Origin of the sequence: Pseudophaeobacter sp. 1A09344 (assembly GCF_041008745.1) — a bacterium.
Lineage (GTDB): Bacteria > Pseudomonadota > Alphaproteobacteria > Rhodobacterales > Rhodobacteraceae > Phycobacter > Phycobacter gallaeciensis_A.
This window is the reverse complement of record NZ_JAXGFS010000005.1, coordinates 63,496-79,882: the sequence shown is the minus strand read 5'-3', so window position 1 is coordinate 79,882 and position 16,387 is coordinate 63,496. Positions and strand designations below refer to the sequence as shown.

At 60.8% G+C, this 16,387-nt stretch carries 17 protein-coding genes; 11 read left to right on the top strand and 6 right to left on the bottom strand.

The annotated features are described in order from the left end of the window. Positions 1-16 precede the first annotated feature (16 nt). Entirely contained in the window at positions 17-595 is a 579-nt protein-coding gene (locus SM765_RS10375) for a hypothetical protein (RefSeq protein WP_274835011.1), read from the top strand. Between the two features lie 32 nt (positions 596-627). Here the strand turns inward: SM765_RS10375 and SM765_RS10370 are convergent, their stop codons facing one another. Next, positions 628-930: a DUF6476 family protein gene (locus SM765_RS10370; protein WP_274835010.1), complete on the bottom strand. Its 303-nt coding sequence runs from the start codon at positions 928-930 to the stop codon at positions 628-630. Between SM765_RS10370 and SM765_RS10365 the strand changes: the two genes are divergently transcribed. Continuing rightward, positions 929-1,963 carry an RluA family pseudouridine synthase gene (locus SM765_RS10365; protein ID WP_274832965.1) on the top strand — a complete coding sequence of 345 codons (1,035 nt, stop codon included), beginning with the start codon at positions 929-931 and terminating at the stop codon, positions 1,961-1,963. The two genes, SM765_RS10370 and SM765_RS10365, sit on opposite strands and share 2 nt — an antisense overlap. Positions 1,964-2,130: 167 nt before the next feature. Beyond that, positions 2,131-3,027 carry an RNA polymerase sigma factor RpoH gene (rpoH, locus tag SM765_RS10360; RefSeq protein WP_065272972.1) on the top strand — a complete coding sequence of 299 codons (897 nt, stop codon included), beginning with the start codon at positions 2,131-2,133 and terminating at the stop codon, positions 3,025-3,027. 137 nt (positions 3,028-3,164) lie between these two features. Here rpoH and SM765_RS10355 read toward each other — a convergent pair whose 3' ends face one another. Continuing rightward, the gene (locus tag SM765_RS10355; protein ID WP_274837758.1) at positions 3,165-3,746 is read right to left on the bottom strand and encodes a hemerythrin domain-containing protein; all 582 of its coding nucleotides are present in this window, start codon (positions 3,744-3,746) and stop codon (positions 3,165-3,167) included. Positions 3,747-4,348: 602 nt separating this feature from the next. Continuing rightward, a complete protein-coding gene (locus tag SM765_RS10350; protein ID WP_274837757.1) occupies positions 4,349-5,521 on the bottom strand; it encodes a dipeptidase in 1,173 nt (390 codons plus the stop codon). A gap of 158 nt (positions 5,522-5,679) precedes the next feature. On the opposite strand from SM765_RS10350, the gene SM765_RS10345 reads away from it, so the two are divergent. Both SM765_RS10345 and SM765_RS10340 read left to right on the top strand, forming a co-directional pair. Continuing rightward, positions 5,680-5,949 carry a DksA/TraR family C4-type zinc finger protein gene (locus SM765_RS10345; protein ID WP_274830083.1) on the top strand — a complete coding sequence of 90 codons (270 nt, stop codon included), beginning with the start codon at positions 5,680-5,682 and terminating at the stop codon, positions 5,947-5,949. 115 nt (positions 5,950-6,064) lie between these two features. Further along, entirely contained in the window at positions 6,065-6,799 is a 735-nt protein-coding gene (locus SM765_RS10340) for a TSUP family transporter (protein WP_342455887.1), read from the top strand. A 135-nt stretch (positions 6,800-6,934) separates the two neighbouring features. On the opposite strand, the gene SM765_RS10335 is transcribed toward SM765_RS10340, so the two are convergent. The 3 genes from SM765_RS10335 to SM765_RS10325 all read right to left on the bottom strand — a co-directional run bounded on the left by SM765_RS10335 (position 6,935) and on the right by SM765_RS10325 (position 10,163). Beyond that, entirely contained in the window at positions 6,935-8,755 is a 1,821-nt protein-coding gene (locus SM765_RS10335) for a M3 family oligoendopeptidase (RefSeq protein ID WP_065272976.1), read from the bottom strand. 125 nt (positions 8,756-8,880) lie between these two features. Then, entirely contained in the window at positions 8,881-9,855 is a 975-nt protein-coding gene (locus tag SM765_RS10330; protein ID WP_065273774.1) for an alpha/beta fold hydrolase, read from the bottom strand. A gap of 17 nt (positions 9,856-9,872) precedes the next feature. Continuing rightward, on the bottom strand, positions 9,873-10,163 hold the full coding sequence (locus tag SM765_RS10325) for an SCP2 sterol-binding domain-containing protein (RefSeq protein ID WP_274837856.1): 291 nt from the start codon (positions 10,161-10,163) through the stop codon (positions 9,873-9,875). 101 nt (positions 10,164-10,264) lie between these two features. Here SM765_RS10325 and SM765_RS10320 point away from each other — a divergent pair, with 101 nt between their 5' ends. The 6 genes from SM765_RS10320 to SM765_RS10295 all read left to right on the top strand — a co-directional run bounded on the left by SM765_RS10320 (position 10,265) and on the right by SM765_RS10295 (position 16,384). Next, positions 10,265-10,843, top strand: a complete 579-nt coding sequence (locus tag SM765_RS10320; protein ID WP_274830229.1) for a tetratricopeptide repeat protein — start codon at positions 10,265-10,267, stop codon at positions 10,841-10,843. 26 nt (positions 10,844-10,869) lie between these two features. Continuing rightward, positions 10,870-13,824: a helicase-related protein gene (locus SM765_RS10315; RefSeq protein WP_274837756.1), complete on the top strand. Its 2,955-nt coding sequence runs from the start codon at positions 10,870-10,872 to the stop codon at positions 13,822-13,824. A 7-nt stretch (positions 13,825-13,831) separates the two neighbouring features. After that, a complete protein-coding gene (locus SM765_RS10310) occupies positions 13,832-14,206 on the top strand; it encodes an RNA-binding S4 domain-containing protein (RefSeq protein WP_065272979.1) in 375 nt (124 codons plus the stop codon). A gap of 63 nt (positions 14,207-14,269) precedes the next feature. Next, complete coding sequence (gene fdxA, locus SM765_RS10305) at positions 14,270-14,608, top strand: ferredoxin FdxA (RefSeq protein WP_065272980.1); 339 nt, start codon at positions 14,270-14,272, stop codon at positions 14,606-14,608. Positions 14,609-14,965: 357 nt separating this feature from the next. Beyond that, positions 14,966-15,481 (top strand): CarD family transcriptional regulator, encoded by a 516-nt coding sequence (locus SM765_RS10300; RefSeq protein WP_065272981.1) that lies wholly within the window; start codon positions 14,966-14,968, stop codon positions 15,479-15,481. Between the two features lie 129 nt (positions 15,482-15,610). Next, complete coding sequence (locus SM765_RS10295) at positions 15,611-16,384, top strand: ion channel (RefSeq protein ID WP_274830080.1); 774 nt, start codon at positions 15,611-15,613, stop codon at positions 16,382-16,384. Positions 16,385-16,387 lie beyond the last annotated feature (3 nt).

The window sequence follows — 16,387 nt, the reverse complement described above, 5'->3', positions numbered from 1 at the left end:
CCGGAGTTCGAGTGACATGACACAGAGTTTTCTAAGCAGATGCGCGGCGGCGTCCGCAGTGATGGCCCTGACGGCGGGGCCGGTTCTGGCGCAGTCAGCGCCGGTTCTTTACACGGTTATCGTTCCAGCGGGTGAATTCGGATCAGCGGCGTTCCTGCGTCAGTTGGTGACGAGCCTCTCCGCCGCCAAGGCCTTTTGCGCTGATATTGACGCTGCGGAATACCGGGTGGATTGCCTTGCGGAGCGTCTGGAAAGCGTTTCAGCGGAAATCCCCGAGGATTCGGATTACGAGGAGGTCCGCCAGGTTCTGCGGGATACAGCGCGGGACATTCACCGTCTGACTCGCAATAACCGGGATTGGAAGCAGGGGAATGCCTATGCGTCGCGCAAGGCGTCGCCCTCGGACCGAACCACGCGTCCGCTGACGCCGGTCAATCCGGCACGGGCAGCGCAGGTCAATCAGCAGGCCAGCGCCATTTTGGATCAGGCGCAGACGGTCCTGTTGCGCAGCGCCGAAGCGGCAGAAGAGCGGCGTTCGCAATATGTGCAGATTGCCGAGGCGCTGGGATCGAACAAGGTGCTGCTGCGTTCCTGATCCAGACCGCCCGCCTTGCTGTGCCGGGGGGGCTATTTCAGCTCGATTTCCTGCCGGACTGCACTGGTTTCGGGATCCAGAATCAGGATCCGCTGATCCTGGGTCACCACCGCCACCCAGCCGGTGCCAAAGGTGACAGCCTCGGCCGTGACGCCGTCGGGCAGGGTGATGCTTTCGGGAAGCGAGGGCCCGTCTGCAGACAGACGGATGACAAGCAGCGAGATTACTAATACAAGCCCGCCAATCATGACCACGGTCAGCGTGGTCACCAGTCGGCGCAGGAACTTCAGCTGCGGCGGCTCTTCTTGCAATTCGGGTTTGGAAGGATCTGTCATGGAGCGCCGCCGGATAGAATTCGTTATCGCGGAAAATCCGCCTAAACGGCTTGATAAAGCGGTTTCGCGTGATGTGCCAGAGGAGGCAACCCTATCGCGGACCCGTCTGGCGCGGCTGATTGACGAGGGCGCGCTGTCCGTTGACGGGCAAGTGGTGCGCGATCCCAAGGCGCGGGTCGAGGCAGGCGCGGTGATCTCGGTTACCGTCGAGGAAGCCAGTGACAGCCATATTGGCCCCGAGGATATCCCGCTAGATGTGGTGTTCGAGGATGACGATCTGATCGTCGTCAACAAACCGGCGGGCATGGTGGTGCATCCGGCGCCGGGCACGCCTTCGGGCACACTGGTCAACGCGCTGATGCATCATTGCGGCGATAACCTGTCTGGTGTCGGTGGGGTGAAGCGCCCCGGTATCGTGCATCGCATCGACAAGGAAACCTCGGGTCTTCTGGTGGTGGCGAAATCCGATGTTGCGCATCAGGGGCTTGCGGCGCAGTTCGAACGTCACACGGTCGAACGCTATTACCGCGCGGTCTGCTATGGAGTGCCCGATGCCAACGATCCCCGACTGCGCGGTGTCAAAGGCGCCAGTTTCGAGACCGGCAACATCCTGAAGCTGACCACCCAGTTGGCTCGCCACAAGACCGACCGACAGCGTCAGGCGGTGCTGTTTCAGGGCGGTCGCCACGCGGTGACGCGGGCGCGTATCGTGGAGCCTTTTGGCAATCCGCCGGTGGCGGCGCTGATCGAATGCTGGCTGGAAACCGGCCGGACCCATCAGATCCGGGTGCATATGGCCCATGCAGGTCATGGGCTGATCGGTGATCCGACCTATGGCGGCAAACGCAAGCTGCCGGTTAAGGCGCTGAGCGAAAAGGCGCTTGCGGCGGTTCAGGCCTTTCCGCGGCAGGCACTGCATGCGGCAGTTCTGGGCTTTACCCATCCGGTCAGCGGCGAAACGGTGCGGTTCGAGGCGCCCTTGCCGCAGGATATGCAGGACCTTCTGGAGGCGTTGCGCGGCGCAAAAGGGTGATCTATGGGCCGCCGATAGGGGCCTGTGATCAAGATTACAGACCGTGATCGCAGGTTCGGTATAAGGTGTGATTATCGGTAGGACTTGAAACGGAAGAACCTCTTCCCCATATTCGTCCTACAACAACGCTGATGTTAAGTCCTTAAACATTGGGAGGGACAGACCGAATGGCGAATTATGCGAACCTGCCTGCACCAACACCGGAAGGTGGCCTGAACCGTTATATGCAGGAAATCCGGAAGTTCCCGCTGCTGGAGCCGGAAGAAGAATACATGCTGGCCAAGCGGTGGGTCGAAGAGCAGGACACCAAGGCGGCGCATAAGATGGTCACCTCCCACCTGCGTCTGGCGGCCAAGATCGCCATGGGATACCGCGGTTACGGTCTGCCCCAAGCCGAGGTGATCTCGGAAGCGAACGTTGGTCTGATGCAGGCGGTGAAACGCTTTGATCCTGAAAAAGGTTTCCGTCTGGCGACCTATGCCATGTGGTGGATCCGCGCCTCGATCCAGGAGTATATCCTGCGGTCCTGGAGCCTTGTGAAACTGGGCACCACCTCGGGCCAGAAGAAACTGTTCTTCAACCTGCGCAAGGCTAAGGCCCGTATCGGCGCCCTGGAAGAGGGCGATCTGCGTCCGGAAAACGTCAAGAAGATCGCGACCGATCTGGGCGTGACCGAAGCCGAAGTAATCTCGATGAACCGCCGCATGTCCGGTGGCGACGCGTCGCTCAATGCCACTGTCGGCAGCGAGGGCGAGGGCACCATGCAGTGGCAGGACTGGCTGGAAGACGAAGATGCCGACCAGGCGGGCGATTACGAGGCACGGGACGAGCTGGAAGCGCGCCGCGAATTGCTGGCGCAGGCGCTTGATGTGCTGAATGACCGGGAAAAGGATATCCTGACCCAGCGCCGTCTTGCCGACAAACCGGTGACTCTGGAAGAGCTGAGCACCCAGTATGACGTCAGCCGCGAACGTATCCGCCAGATCGAGGTGCGCGCGTTTGAGAAGCTGCAAAACAAGATGCGGGCTTTGGCGTCGGAAAAAGGTATGCTGACCAGCGCCTGAAGACAGGCTGCGAATGAACGGCAAAGAAATGCAAAAGGGTTGCCCTGCGGGCAGCCCTTTTTTCTTTCGGTCACGGATTGGGATGCGGGCGAAAACGCATTGGATGCCGACGTTGCTGAGACGTCTTGGCGGCGCTGTCAGATCGACCCGAGATAATACCCGATAGCCTCTGCCAGTTCAGTTTCCTCATAGCCAAAATGGGAACGCACAACCTCTTCCAGTTTTCTGAATGTCGCGGCGGCCTGAGCGAAGTTTGCATCGCTGGGATTTTCGGCCAGCGTATGCGCTGCACGACCAAGGCGGATGATCAGCTCATGAACCACCTCGTGTTCTGCCTTCAACTTGGCGATGACTTCGCGGAACTTTCCACCGCCCGCAGCCTCGATCCGGGGGAACATGTCAGCGCCTTCGATATCGTGGTGCATCTTGAGCACCTGGCACTCGCGCCCGCAAAGCGATCCGAACGCGCGGAAATTCTCAGCCATGTCGAGTGAAAGCACGATCTGCTTCAGGTGCTCAGGCGGGGTGTCCCGCGCCTCGATCCGGGTCAGGACCGCAGCGATCTGGGCTATCTCCATCAGGTAATGACGATGGATTGCTGCCAGTTGTCGCCCCTGGTGACGGTGTGCGTCCGTTGCTTCCGGCACCAGCGGTGCTTTGGGGCGGGCAGCCTCGTCGAGGCTGAGTTCATCCAGAGTTTGGGTTGAAAGATCGGTCATGATGGACATGAAAAGCCTTGTTCAGGCTAAGTCAAGGACGTCTGCTTTTTGGTTCAGGGCGGCCGTTAATGTTGCGACGGTGTGGGAATAGACTGATGCATCTGGGGGCAAAACGCGCAGGCTTTGGACGAGTACATGCCTGTAGCGTCCAAGCATAGGCCAGTCAGCGAAAGGCTGGCGCGTTGGCTGGCAAGCTGAAAGACCTTTGGGGGCGACCTGATCAACGGCTGGCGAAAGGCTGGCAAGGATGATCGAGCTGCGCTGGCGAAGTGCTGGCGTTGTGTGGCTGGCTGGAAATCAGGAGGCTGGCGATGCTGGCTGTCTGGCTGGGACCCGGTAGGGTGTCCTCGCTGGAGTGCTAGCTTTGCGTGCTGCCGTTGATTCTGGCTTGCTGCAGATCTTGAAACCTCGATAGGCAATAGCGGAGGGGTGGTCAAGAAAAATGTGTAAATTCAAATACTTGATAAGTTTTGTCGGGATTTTGCCGCAGGAGCGATAGCAGACTAAATCCGCGAGATAGATCTGCAGGCCAGAACGGGGAACGCCGCCCCGGCGAGGGGGCGGCGCGATGCAACGTTGTCTTTTTCCGGCGCAGCGGTGGATCAGTCCAGCCGGGCCCGGATCACCCGCAGCATGTTTTCCCCGGCGACCTTGCGGATCTGTTCCGGCGTCAGCCCGGCCTCCAGCATGGCATGGGTGAGGGCGGCAAGTTCTGAGGTGTCGAAGGTGGTCTCGACCGAGCCGTCGAAATCCGACCCCAGCGCGACGTGATCCTCTCCCACGACCTCGATCCCGGCCTTCACCGCGGCGGCGACGCCCGCAGGGCTGTCATCGCAGATCGCATCCTTCCAGTAGCCGATACCGATGACCCCGCCCTTGGCCGCGATCTCCCGCATCAGATCGTCCTGAAAATTCCGTTTGACGGGGCAGGCCTTGTGAATGCCGCCATGGGAGACGACCAGCGGAATATCGGTCATCTCGAGAACATCACGCGCCACTTGCGGGCTGGAATGGGCGAGATCAAGGATCAGCCCCCGCTCCACCACGGCCTGCACGACCGAGCGTCCGAAATCTGTCAGCCCGGCATTGCTGGCGCCATGTAGCGACCCGCCGAGCGCGTTGTCGAAAAAGTGCTGTAGGGCCACCAGCCGGTACCCGGCATCCTGCAAGCCCTGCAGGTTGTCGAGGTTTCCTTCCAGCGGATGCGCGCCTTCGATACCAAGAATCCCGCCGACCACGGCCTCGCCCGACAGCTTGCGCTCCAGCAGCGCATCAAGGTCGGCTTCGGATTTGATGATATGCAGTTTGCCGTCCGACTTTTCTTCAAACCCGTGCAGTTTTTCCGCCTGATAGACGGCGCGCTCATACAGCGAGCCCCAGGTGCGCATGGGCCACATCTGTGCCACTGCCAAGAGGGTAATATTGTCCATCGCGTCGGTTTCATTGTGGTCATAGTTCTGACCGGCGGGGGATTTTGTTACGGCGGTGAAAACCTGCAAGGCCACGTTGCCTTCGATCAGGCGGGGGATGTCGACCTGACCCCGGTTGCCACGCTTTGTGAGGTCGCGTTTCCACAGCAGGGGATCGGCATGCAGATCGCCGATCAGCAGCGTCTTGTGCAGCTCGGCCGCCTCGTCGCTGACGGGGTAGGGATCGTGCTCGGCCACTACGTTGCGGCCATTTTCGATATAGCCCGGCACAAAGATCAGTACGCCGATCACCACCACGACCAGCAGGACCACCAGCCGTCCCAGCCATTTTGCAAGTTTTCGCATGAAATACCCTCCCCAAAATCTGCTCAAAGAAACTGCTGGCAGGCTACTGCGGACAGGGCAGGGCGCAAGGAAAACGTCGGGGCAGCCGCCCGGCTTGCCCCGCGCGGTTTGGGCGCCTAGGCTGCGGGTCTTCGCATCAGGACGCAGGAGGGCGTGATATGGCAGGCGGATGGGCGCGCGACGGCGCGGTGAGCGAGCAGATCGAAGCCTCGATCAGCGATGAGCTGGCGCGGATGAAAGCGCAGCAACAGCCCGTCGGCGAAAGTCTGACCCATTGCGCGGATTGTGAAGAAGAGATTCCCGAAAAACGCCGCCTGGCCCGCCCGGGTGTGAAGCTATGCATCGATTGTCAGGAAGAACGCGACGGAGCAAAGGCGCAGCGCGGCGGCATCAACCGGCGCGGATCGAAGGACAGTCAGTTGAAGTGATCGCGGGGGCAGATGGCTTCTTTGAGCCCAAATGGTTTGATGCTGCGGGGACTATCAACGGCAGCTTTTCCAAAATAGACACGAGAAAATTCAACCTCGATATGGAACAGATCAAATGCCAGCTAGTTTGTTGCCCGATTTAGGGCCTTGGATGATCTGTGCTTTGACGGTTTTCGTGGGAACGTTGGTGCAACGCTTATCGGGTGCTGGCTACGGTATGTTTGCAGCACCTGTCATGGCTTTAGTGGCACCCGAATGGTTGCCCGGAACGGTTGTTCTTGTCGGTTTCTTTATTGGGGTGGGATCTTTCTTGAACGCGAAAGATGCTGTCCAGTGGCGCGACTTGCCACCTGGCTTCGCTGGACGCATCCTCGGGGCGGGGATTGCGGCGTATATTGCCGCAACTGTCGTAGGGACAGATGGTTTGGCGATTATCGTGGGATTCGTCGTTCTGTTTGCAGTTATGCTTACGCTACTCGGCCTGACATGTCCGATCTCCAGGGGCTCACTTTTCATTGCCGGGGGAGTCAGTGGTGTTATGGGGACGCTTACCGGCATTGGTGCTCCGCCAATGGCAATCCTTTACTCCGGTGTCGAGACGCGAAGAGCTGCCGCAACCCAAAACGCATTCTATGGCTTTGGCACCCTAGTTGCGATCATCGCACTCTCGATAGCACATGTCCTCTCGTGGCCGCAGCTTGCATTCGCCATTTCTCTTGCGCCACTGGTTCCCGTGGCATTGTGGGGGTCTAGACCGCTAGCGGCGCGGTTCGAGCGCGGTGCGATACGGCCTTGTGCGCTTGGGCTGGCAACCTTGTCAGCGCTCGCATTACTGAGCAGGAGCCTCTAGTCCCTGCGCTTGCCTACGTCGATGTGCTTGGGCGCTTGGAAATATTGCGGTCCTTCAGAGCGCCAGTTTAAATTGCAGCTCAGTCCGCACAGCGGACGATCAGGCGGGCGCTGGGCACCCGCCTGACGCGATGGATCAATCCTCCATCGCCTCCAGTTCGTCGATCATGCCGGAAATCATCGACAGGCCTTTGTCCCAGAACTTGGGATCCGAGGCATCAAGGCCGAAGGGTGCCAGAAGCTCCTTGTGGTGCTTGGAACCACCCGCCTTCAGCATGTCGAAATACTTCTCCTGGAAGCCTTCGGGGTTTTCCTCGTAGACCGAGTAGAGCGCGTTCACCAGCCCGTCGCCGAATGCATAGGCGTAGACGTAGAAGGGCGAGTGCACGAAATGCGGGATATAGGCCCAGAAGGTCTCGTACCCTTCCATGAAATCAAAGGCTTCGCCCAGGGATTCGGCCTGCACCGACATCCAGAGCGCGTTAATGTCATCGGGCGTCAGTTCTCCGCCGCGGCGCGCCTCGTGCAGTTTGCACTCAAAATCATAAAAGGCGATCTGGCGCACGACCGTGTTGATCATGTCCTCGACCTTGCCCGCCAGCAGCACGCGGCGCTCGTTCTGGTCCTTGGCCTTTTCCAGCATCTTGCGGAAGGTCAGCATCTCGCCGAACACGGACGCGGTTTCCGCCAGGGTCAGCGGGGTGGAGGAGAGCATTTCGCCCTGACCGGCGGCCAGCACCTGATGCACACCATGGCCCAGCTCATGCGCGAGGGTCATCACATCGCGCGGTTTGCCGAGGTAGTTCAGCATGACATAGGGGTGCACATCGGTGACAGTGGGGTGGGCAAAGGCGCCCGGCGCCTTGCCGGGTTTCACGCCCGCGTCAATCCAGCCCTTGTTGAAGAAGGGATCGGCGATTTCGGCCATGCGCGGATCAAAGGCGCCATAGGCCTCCATCACGATGTCGCGGGCCTCGTCCCAGCCGACGGTGCGGGAGACTTCCATCGGCAGCGGCGCGTTGCGGTCCCAGATCTCCATACGGTCAAGACCCAGCCATTTGCGCTTCAGCTCGTAATAGCGGTGCGACAGCTTGGGGTAGGCGGCCACGACGGCTTCGCGCAGGGCCTCGACAACTTCGGGTTCGACATCATTGGCCAGATGGCGGCCCATCTGCGCCGAGGGCATACCGCGCCAGCGGTCGACGATTTCCTTTTCCTTGGCTTGCGTGTTGTGGACGCGGGCAAAGATCTTGATGTTTTCGGCAAAGACCCGCGCCAGTTCTCGTGCCGCGGCTTCGCGTTTGCTGCGGTCTTGGTCGGTCAGGAAGTTCAGCGTGCCTTCGATGTTCATTTCTTCACCGTCTACGGTGAAGGTCAGACCGGCGATGGTCTCATCAAACAACTTCTCCCAGGCGTCGCCGACCACGCCCAGATCGTGCAGGAATTTTTCCAACTCATCCGACAGCTGGTACGGCTTCATCGCGCGGATGCGGCGGAAGACGGGTTCATAACGGGCAAGATCCGCATTGGCGGCGAACAGCGCCTTCAGCTTGTCATCTTCGATACGGTTGATCTCGAGCGTGAAGAAGACCAGCGGCGTGGTGAAGACGGTGACCTTTTCCTGGCAATCCGACAGGAATTTGGCGCGGTCTGCATCGGTGGTCAGCTGGTAATAACGCAGGCCCGCATAGGACATCAGGCGCCCGGCGATGGCGTTGATTTTCTCGTTGCGCAGAACGCAGTCCAGCAGACCCGCCGCATCAAGATCGGCCAGCTTGCCTTCGTAATCGGCGGCAAAGGCGCTGCATTCCTGCTCCAGCCAATCCAGATCGCGTGCCAGTTCGGGGGCGTCATCAGCGGTGTAAAGATCGGTCAGATCCCATTCGGGCAGATTGCCGAAGGCGTCAGAGCCTCCACCGGCATTGGCGTCACGAACGGGGAAAGGCAGTTGAAACATGGGGCCTCCTTGAAGCGTCATGTGAAAAGATGAGGCACAGCCGCGCCGTGCCATTCGATTGACATCTAAGCAGCGGCGCGGGGGATCACAAGCGATCAGCGGCGCCGCCCATCAGCCGGGGGCGTTCAGCCCCGGTATTGGTCAAAGAGGGCGCACATGCGGTCAAAGGTGTGCTGGCGGATGGCTGGACCTTCCATCACCACCTCGTGCTGGGCGCCCTGAACCAGATCCAGCTCGCCGCCGGGCCAGCGCTGCATGCGGTCCTTGATGGCGTCAGTATTTACGATCTGCTCGTCGCTGCCGAGGAAGGTGATGCAGGGTAGCGCCGGAGAGGGGCGCTGGGCCAGGGCGGCGCATTCCTGCAGTCCTTCGCTCAGCCAATGTACGGTTGGTCCGCCCAGTGTCAGATCCGGCTGGGCCTCCAGCTGTTCCTGCATGAACCGGTACATATCCGCGTCATTGGTCAGAGTGTTGCCTTCGTAGGGGGCGGATTGCACGTAATGCCCCTTGGTCGTGGTGGGCGCGCGCATTGCGCTGAAACCCAGATGTGGCGCCAAAGCGCCTAAGATGCGTGCGACGGGGCGCATGGCGGCGGGGATCTGGATCCCCCACATTGGCCCGGTGAAGGCGCAGGCCTTGACCGGCAACCCTTCGATCAGGGCGCGCAGCCCGATGGCGCCGCCCATGGAGTGAGCCAGCAGGAACCAGGGCTTCGGCAGGTCAAGCTGCTGCGCCAGTTGCACCACTGCTGCGACGTCCTGCTGAAAGTCGGGGAAATGCTGAACATGGCCAAGACGCCGGTCGTCCAGCATCCGGTCGGCCAGCCCCTGTCCGCGCCAGTCCACGGCCAGCGTCGCAAAGCCGCGCCGACCCAGGTCGATGGCTGCAGGGCCGTATTTTTCGATATATTCGGTGCGTCCGGGAAAGATCAGCACCGTGCCCTTGATCGCCTCGCGCGGCAGACCGTCGGGCAGCCAATGGCCCACGCGGATGCGCAGGCCATCTTTGGTGGTCACCCAATGGGCTTCTCCCCCTTCCGGACCATCGGCGATATCGCGAAAATACGGGGCAGGGGTCAGATCCATCGGGCGTGTCTCCATCATTCAGGCTAGTGTGGTCAGGCGAGGGCCGAGGCCAGTTTCATCGCCGTGCCCATGTCGCCGTCAACGCTCAGCTTGCCGGTCATGAAGGCGCTGGTGGGGTTGAGTTCACCCGACAGGATCGCCTCAAAGGTTTCGGCATCGGCGGACATGGTGACATCGGTTTCTTCGTCGCTGATCCGGGCGCCGTCGCTGTCCAGCACGATCGCGCCCATGTCGGCGATTTCGAACTTGGCGCTGCCGTCAAAACCGGCCGCGTCGAGTTTTTCGTTCAGGGCGGCGGCGGCTTGTGTCAGGGTGTCGCTCATCGGGTCTTCCTCGCTCATTTGCAGGGGCATCGCACTTTTATGTGAAGCTTTCGTCTACGGCACTGGAAAATGCGATGCACGGGGTTACACTGAGGGTCATCATGGTTGCAAATGTTCCGAACCTCAAAGCTATCGTGGCGGCAACGGCGCTGACAGTCACGTTTTCCCTGCCTTCGGCGGTTCTGGCACAGGTCGGAACCGGTGCCCCGGATGAGGCGGCGCTATTGGCAGAGCTGTCGGTGGCCGATCCCACCGATGCCGCTGCCATCGATCGTGAGCTGCAGGCGCTGTGGCGCAAAAGCGGCTCGCCTGCGATGGATCTGCTGCTGACGCGCGGCGTCCGGGCGCTGGAGCGGGGCGACACGCAAGAGGCAATCGAGCATCTGACCGCGCTGACCGATCACGCGCCGGGATTCGCGCGTGGCTGGTACGAGCGGGCGCGCGCCTATTTCGTCATCGGCCTTTATGGTCCCTCGGTGGCGGATCTGGAGCATGCGCTGGCGCTGAACCCCAATAATTACGACGCGATCTACGCGCTGGGCACCATCTTTGAACAGTTCCGCGATCCCCAGAATGCCTATGCCGCCTATTTGCGCGCCAAGGCTATACATCCGACGCATCAGGAAGTAACCAAGGCGCTCGACCGATTGGCGCCCTTGGTCGAGGGCAAGGAACTCTAGGCCCCGACCGGGGCAGGGGCGGTGCTATGGCAAACGCATCACGGGTGACGGCGGTCTTGGGGCCGACCAACACCGGCAAAACCCATTACGCAATCGACAGGATGCTGGGGTATCGGACGGGGATCATGGGATTCCCGCTGCGGCTGCTTGCGCGCGAGGTCTATGACAAGATCGTCGCGGCGCGCGGCCCTTCTGTGGTGGCGCTGCTGACCGGAGAAGAGCGGATCGTGCCGCCACGCGCGCAATACTGGATTTGCACCGTTGAGGCGATGCCAGAGGGGATGGGCTGTGACTTCCTCGCCATCGACGAAATCCAGCTTTGCGCCGATCCGGAACGAGGCCATGTCTTTACCGACCGGCTGCTGCGGGCGCGGGGCACCCATGAGACGCTGTTTCTGGGCGCCGACACCATGCGCGGGCCGATTCAAGCGCTGGTGCCGGGTGTGGAATTCGTGCGCCGGGAACGGATGTCCGATCTTGTCTATGCCGGATCGAAGAAAATCAGCCGGATGCCGCCGCGCACCGCTATTGTCGGCTTCTCGGTCGATAACGTTTATGCCATCGCCGAGCTGATCCGCCGCCAGAAGGGGGGCGCTGCGGTGGTGATGGGGGCGCTGTCCCCGCGCACCCGTAACGCGCAGGTGGCGCTCTATCAGAATGGAGAGGTCGACTATCTGGTGGCCACCGATGCCATCGGCATGGGGTTGAACCTTGATATCGATCATGTCGCCTTTGCCTCGACCTCCAAATTCGATGGCCGCCGCATGCGGCCGCTGGCAGCAAACGAGCTGGCCCAGATCGCAGGCCGCGCCGGGCGCGGCATGAGCCACGGTTCCTTCGGGGTGACCGGCGATGCCCGCCCTCTGGACGAAGGCACGGCGCAGGCGATCATGGAGCACCGTTTCACGCCGCTGAAAAAGCTGAACTGGCGCTCCTCCGCGCTGCAATTCGGTACTGTCGAGGCGTTGATCCGCTCGCTTGAGGCAGCGCCGCAGGATGAATTCCTGATGAAGGCGCGCGAGGCCGATGACCTTGGCGCGCTGAAAGCATTGTCGCAGGATCCCGATATTCTGGCCCGGACTACCAATGCGCCTTCGGTGCGGCTGTTGTGGGATGTCTGCCGGATTCCCGATTTCCGTGGTATAAGCCATGCCGAACATGCGTCGCTGTTGCGGGGGATCTTCAATCACCTGCATGGCGGCGGCGTCGTGCCCGACGATTGGCTGGCCCGACAGATCAAGCGGATCGACCGGACGGACGGAAATATCGATGCCTTGTCCAAACGGTTGGCATTTATCCGCACATGGACCTATGTGGCACAAAGGAAAGGCTGGCTGCGTGACGAAATCCATTGGCGGAATGAGACTCGCGCTGTAGAAGACAGGTTGTCGGACGCATTGCACGAACGTCTGACTGAAAAATTTGTGGACCGGCGCACATCCGTGCTCTTGCGCCGGCTCAAGCAGAAGGAGGCCCTTTTGGCCGAAGTGAATGACAAGGGTGAAGTGACCGTCGAAGGCGAATTCGTCGGACGGCTCGAAGGGTTCCGGTTCTCGCCTGACAAGGGCGCAGAAGGTGCTGAAGCGAAGGCGTTGAAATCCGCGTCTTTGCAGGCGCTCGCTCCGCATTTTCATCTGCGGGCAGACCGGTTCTACAATGCGCCCGATACCGAAATTGATTTTACCGAACAGGGTGGCCTCATGTGGGGCGATAGCGCCATCGGCAAATTGGTCGCCGGTGCAGATCCGCTGACCCCTGGCGTGCAGGTCTTTGTCGACGATGCAGCCGGGACCGAGGTTGCGCAAAAGGTCGAACGCCGCCTGCAGCATTTCATCTCCCGCAAGGTCCAGTCGCTGTTTGAACCGCTGCTGAACCTGCAAAAGGACGAGGAACTGAACGGGCTGGCCCGTGGTTTTGCCTTCCGCATGGTCGAGGCGCTGGGCCTGCTGCCCCGCCACACCGTCGCGCAGGAGGTCAAGGATCTGGACCAGGACGCCCGTGGCGCGCTGCGCAAGCACGGTGTGCGGTTCGGCCAGTTCACCATCTTCATGCCGCTGCTGCTGAAACCGGCGCCGACTCGTCTGCGTCTGGTGCTGTGGTCGCTGGCAAACGGGCTGCAGGACTTCCCCGAGGCACCGCCTCCGGGTCTGGTGACCGTGCCCGCGCTGAAAGACGCACCGCAGGGCTATGACACAATGTCCGGCTACCGCGAAGCGGGTGAGCGGATGATCCGCATCGATATGCTGGAACGGCTGGCCGACATGCTGCGCGCCGAAGACAGCCGCGGCGGTTTCGAAGCCAAGCCCGACATGCTGTCGATTACCGGTATGACGCTGGAGCAATTCGCGGACCTGATGCAGGGCCTTGGCTATCGCGCCGAAAAGGGCGAACGCGAAAAGGTCAAACCGGCGGATGCAGTTGTCGCTGAAACCGGCACGCCCGCGGCAGGTCAGCCTGTCATGGATGCCGCGGCGGACGCGGAAAACACCCCGGCCGCTACGCCTGCGGGTGAGGGCGCTGCGCCTGCCGCAGATGTGGTGCCTGAAGCTGCCGCCATCGCAGACGAAGGCGTGGCGCCGATTGCGGAAACCGGTTCGGATGCTGCAGCGGAAGAACCCGTGCCTGAGGTCGCCGAGAATGAAACCCCGGTGGGCGAAGCGGCAGATGCCTCTGTTGAGGCGCCTGAAGTCGAGGTCTTCTATACTTTCACCTGGGGCGGTCGTGCCCGTCAGGGCGGCAACCGCGGTCAGCGCCGTGGCCAGCAAGGCCAGGACGCCCGTGGCAATGCCGGTGGCGGCAAGGGCAAACCCCGCGGTGCCAAAGGCGGCGCTGGTGGCGGCAAACCCGGTGGCAAGAAAGGCGGACGTCCTCAGCAGCAGGGCGGTAAGACCTATTCGGCCCGCCCGCCGAAGAAGGAAAAGAAGATCGATCCCGACAACCCCTTCGCCGCGGCGCTGATGGGGCTGAAACAGGGCGACTGATCCGGCCATGCAGGAGGGCGCGGCAAAGATCCGTATCGATAAATGGCTATGGCATGCGCGGTTTTTCAAAACCCGTAGCCTGGCCGCGAAACAGGTCAGCGCCGGTCACGTCCGCCTGAATGCCGACAAGATCTCGAAACCGGCTCAGAACGTCACCCCGGGTGACGTTCTGACCTTTCCGCAGGGGCGGCAGATTCGGGTTGTCCGTGTCGAAGCAATCGGCGAACGGCGCGGACCGGCGCCTGAAGCACAAACCCTGTATTTCGACATGACCGAAAAACAGGAAAGCGTTCCGGCCAATCCGCGCTTTGAGGGAAAGGGCCGCCCTGATAAGAAATCTCGCAGGGCGCTTGATCTTACCCGCAGGGGCGACATCCATTGACATCTTGAAGATGGCGCCGCTCTGGATTAGCTAGACGCCAAACAGAAAACGGGACCTGGCACTATGACCTATGTCGTTACGGAAAACTGCATCGCCTGCAAATACACCGATTGTGTTGAGGTCTGCCCTGTAGACTGTTTCTACGAAGGCGAGAACACGCTAGTCATCCACCCGGATGAATGCATTGACTGCGGTGTCTGTGAACCAGAATGCCCCGCCGACGCGATCCGCCCGGATACCGAGCCGGACATGGACAAATGGGTTGAGTTCAACCGCAAGTATTCCGAGATGTGGCCGGTGATCGTCTCCAAGAAAGACCCGATGCCCGGCGCAGAAGACCGCGACGGCGAAGAGGGCAAGATGGAGAAATACTTCTCCGAAGCTCCTGGCGAGGGCGGCTGAGCAGCTGAGCTCTGCCAGTTGATCCTCTGGTTTTCACGCGATTCGCGGGTTTTTGCCTCATTTGGGTGTGGCGGCGTGTGAAACGCATAGATTAGGTCCGAATCGCCTATAACACGCAGGTGTTTGCCCGGCGTTGTAAGGGTGCCTTCCGAATACCCCGATTTTGTGGTATGATCTGTCTCTGAGATGAACAGAACACGAGATGTTGTCCGACTGTTTGAATGCCCATTCATGCATTACGGGCAGATTTTCTGCGACTATCGCGTGGCGCGCGGATCACTGTAAGTGAGCCGGTGACCACTCTTTGTCGTTGTCGTGCCGGAACATGCATCCGGCTTATTGCGAGGAAAGACCTGTATGACAAAATCGAAGAAGCTCGAATTCCGCCCCAATGAGTATGTGGTTTACCCGGCGCATGGTGTCGGCCAGATCATCTCGATCGAGGAGCAGGAAGTGGCCGGCTTTGCGCTGGAGCTTTTCGTAATCACCTTTGAAAAGGACAAGATGACCCTGCGGGTGCCGACCAACAAGGCGGTCGAAGTGGGCATGCGCTCGCTCAGCTCTCCCGATGTGATCAACCAGGCCATGAAGACCCTCAAGGGCAAGGCCAAGGTCAAGCGGGCCATGTGGTCCCGCCGCGCGCAGGAATACGAACAGAAGATCAACTCCGGCGATCTGATCGCCATCGCCGAAGTGGTCCGCGACCTGCACCGCACCGACGATCAGCGTGAACAAAGCTATTCCGAGCGTCAGCTGTACGAGGCGGCGCTGGAGCGTCTGACCCGCGAAGTGGCTGCGGTTGCCGATGGTGACGAAATCTCGGCCGCCAAACAGGTGGATGAGGTTCTGACCTCACGCGCTGCTGCGGCCTGAGGCTGCCGGAAACAGCCGGACACCGAAAGACACATGCAAAAACAAAGGGCCGCGCCGGGTTGCGCGGCCCTTTGTTTTTCCGGATGTTCTGTTGAGCCGGGATTGGGGTAGAGCAGGGGCACAGCGGGCATGCAGAACCTGAAGAAACGCATCAACACCCTTTACGAGGGCGCCTCGCCCGGTGCGGTGCGGTTCCGCTATGGCATCATTATCTTTGATGCGCTGTCGATCCTGTTCTTCATTGCCACGGCGCATGTCGATCATGGCCCGATGCTGATCGCGATCAGCCAGCTGCTCGGCGTTATCATCGGGCTGGATCTGGCGGCGCGGCTGTGGATCGCCCGTAACCGCAAGGCCTTCCTGTGGCAGATCTATACGCTGGCCGATGTGACGGTGATCGTGACCCTGCTGCTGGATCCGTTGTTCTCCGGCAGCCTGGCTTTTTTGCGGATCCTGCGGGCGCTGCGGCTTATCCATTCCTACCATCTGCTCCGCGACCTGCGCCGCGACAGCGAATTCTTCCGCCGTAACGAGGATGCGCTTCTGGCCGGGGTCAACCTCTTCGTGTTCATCTTTGCCACCGCCATGGCGGTGCTGATCTTCTTTATCGATGAGACCCAGACCCAGTCGCCCTATGTGGATGCGCTCTATTTCACCGTTGCGACGCTGACCACCACCGGGTTTGGCGATATCACCATGGCCTCTCCGGCGGGCAAGATGTTTTCGGTCTTTGTCATGGTGGTGGGGGTGGCGCTGTTCGTGCGGCTGGCGCAGGCGATCTTTCAGCCGCAGAAGGTGCGTTATACCTGTCCTACCTGTGGCCTGACGCGGCACGATATCGACGCGGTCCACTGCAAGCATTGCGGCGAACAGCTGAAGATCCTGACCACCGGCGTCGAGTGACCC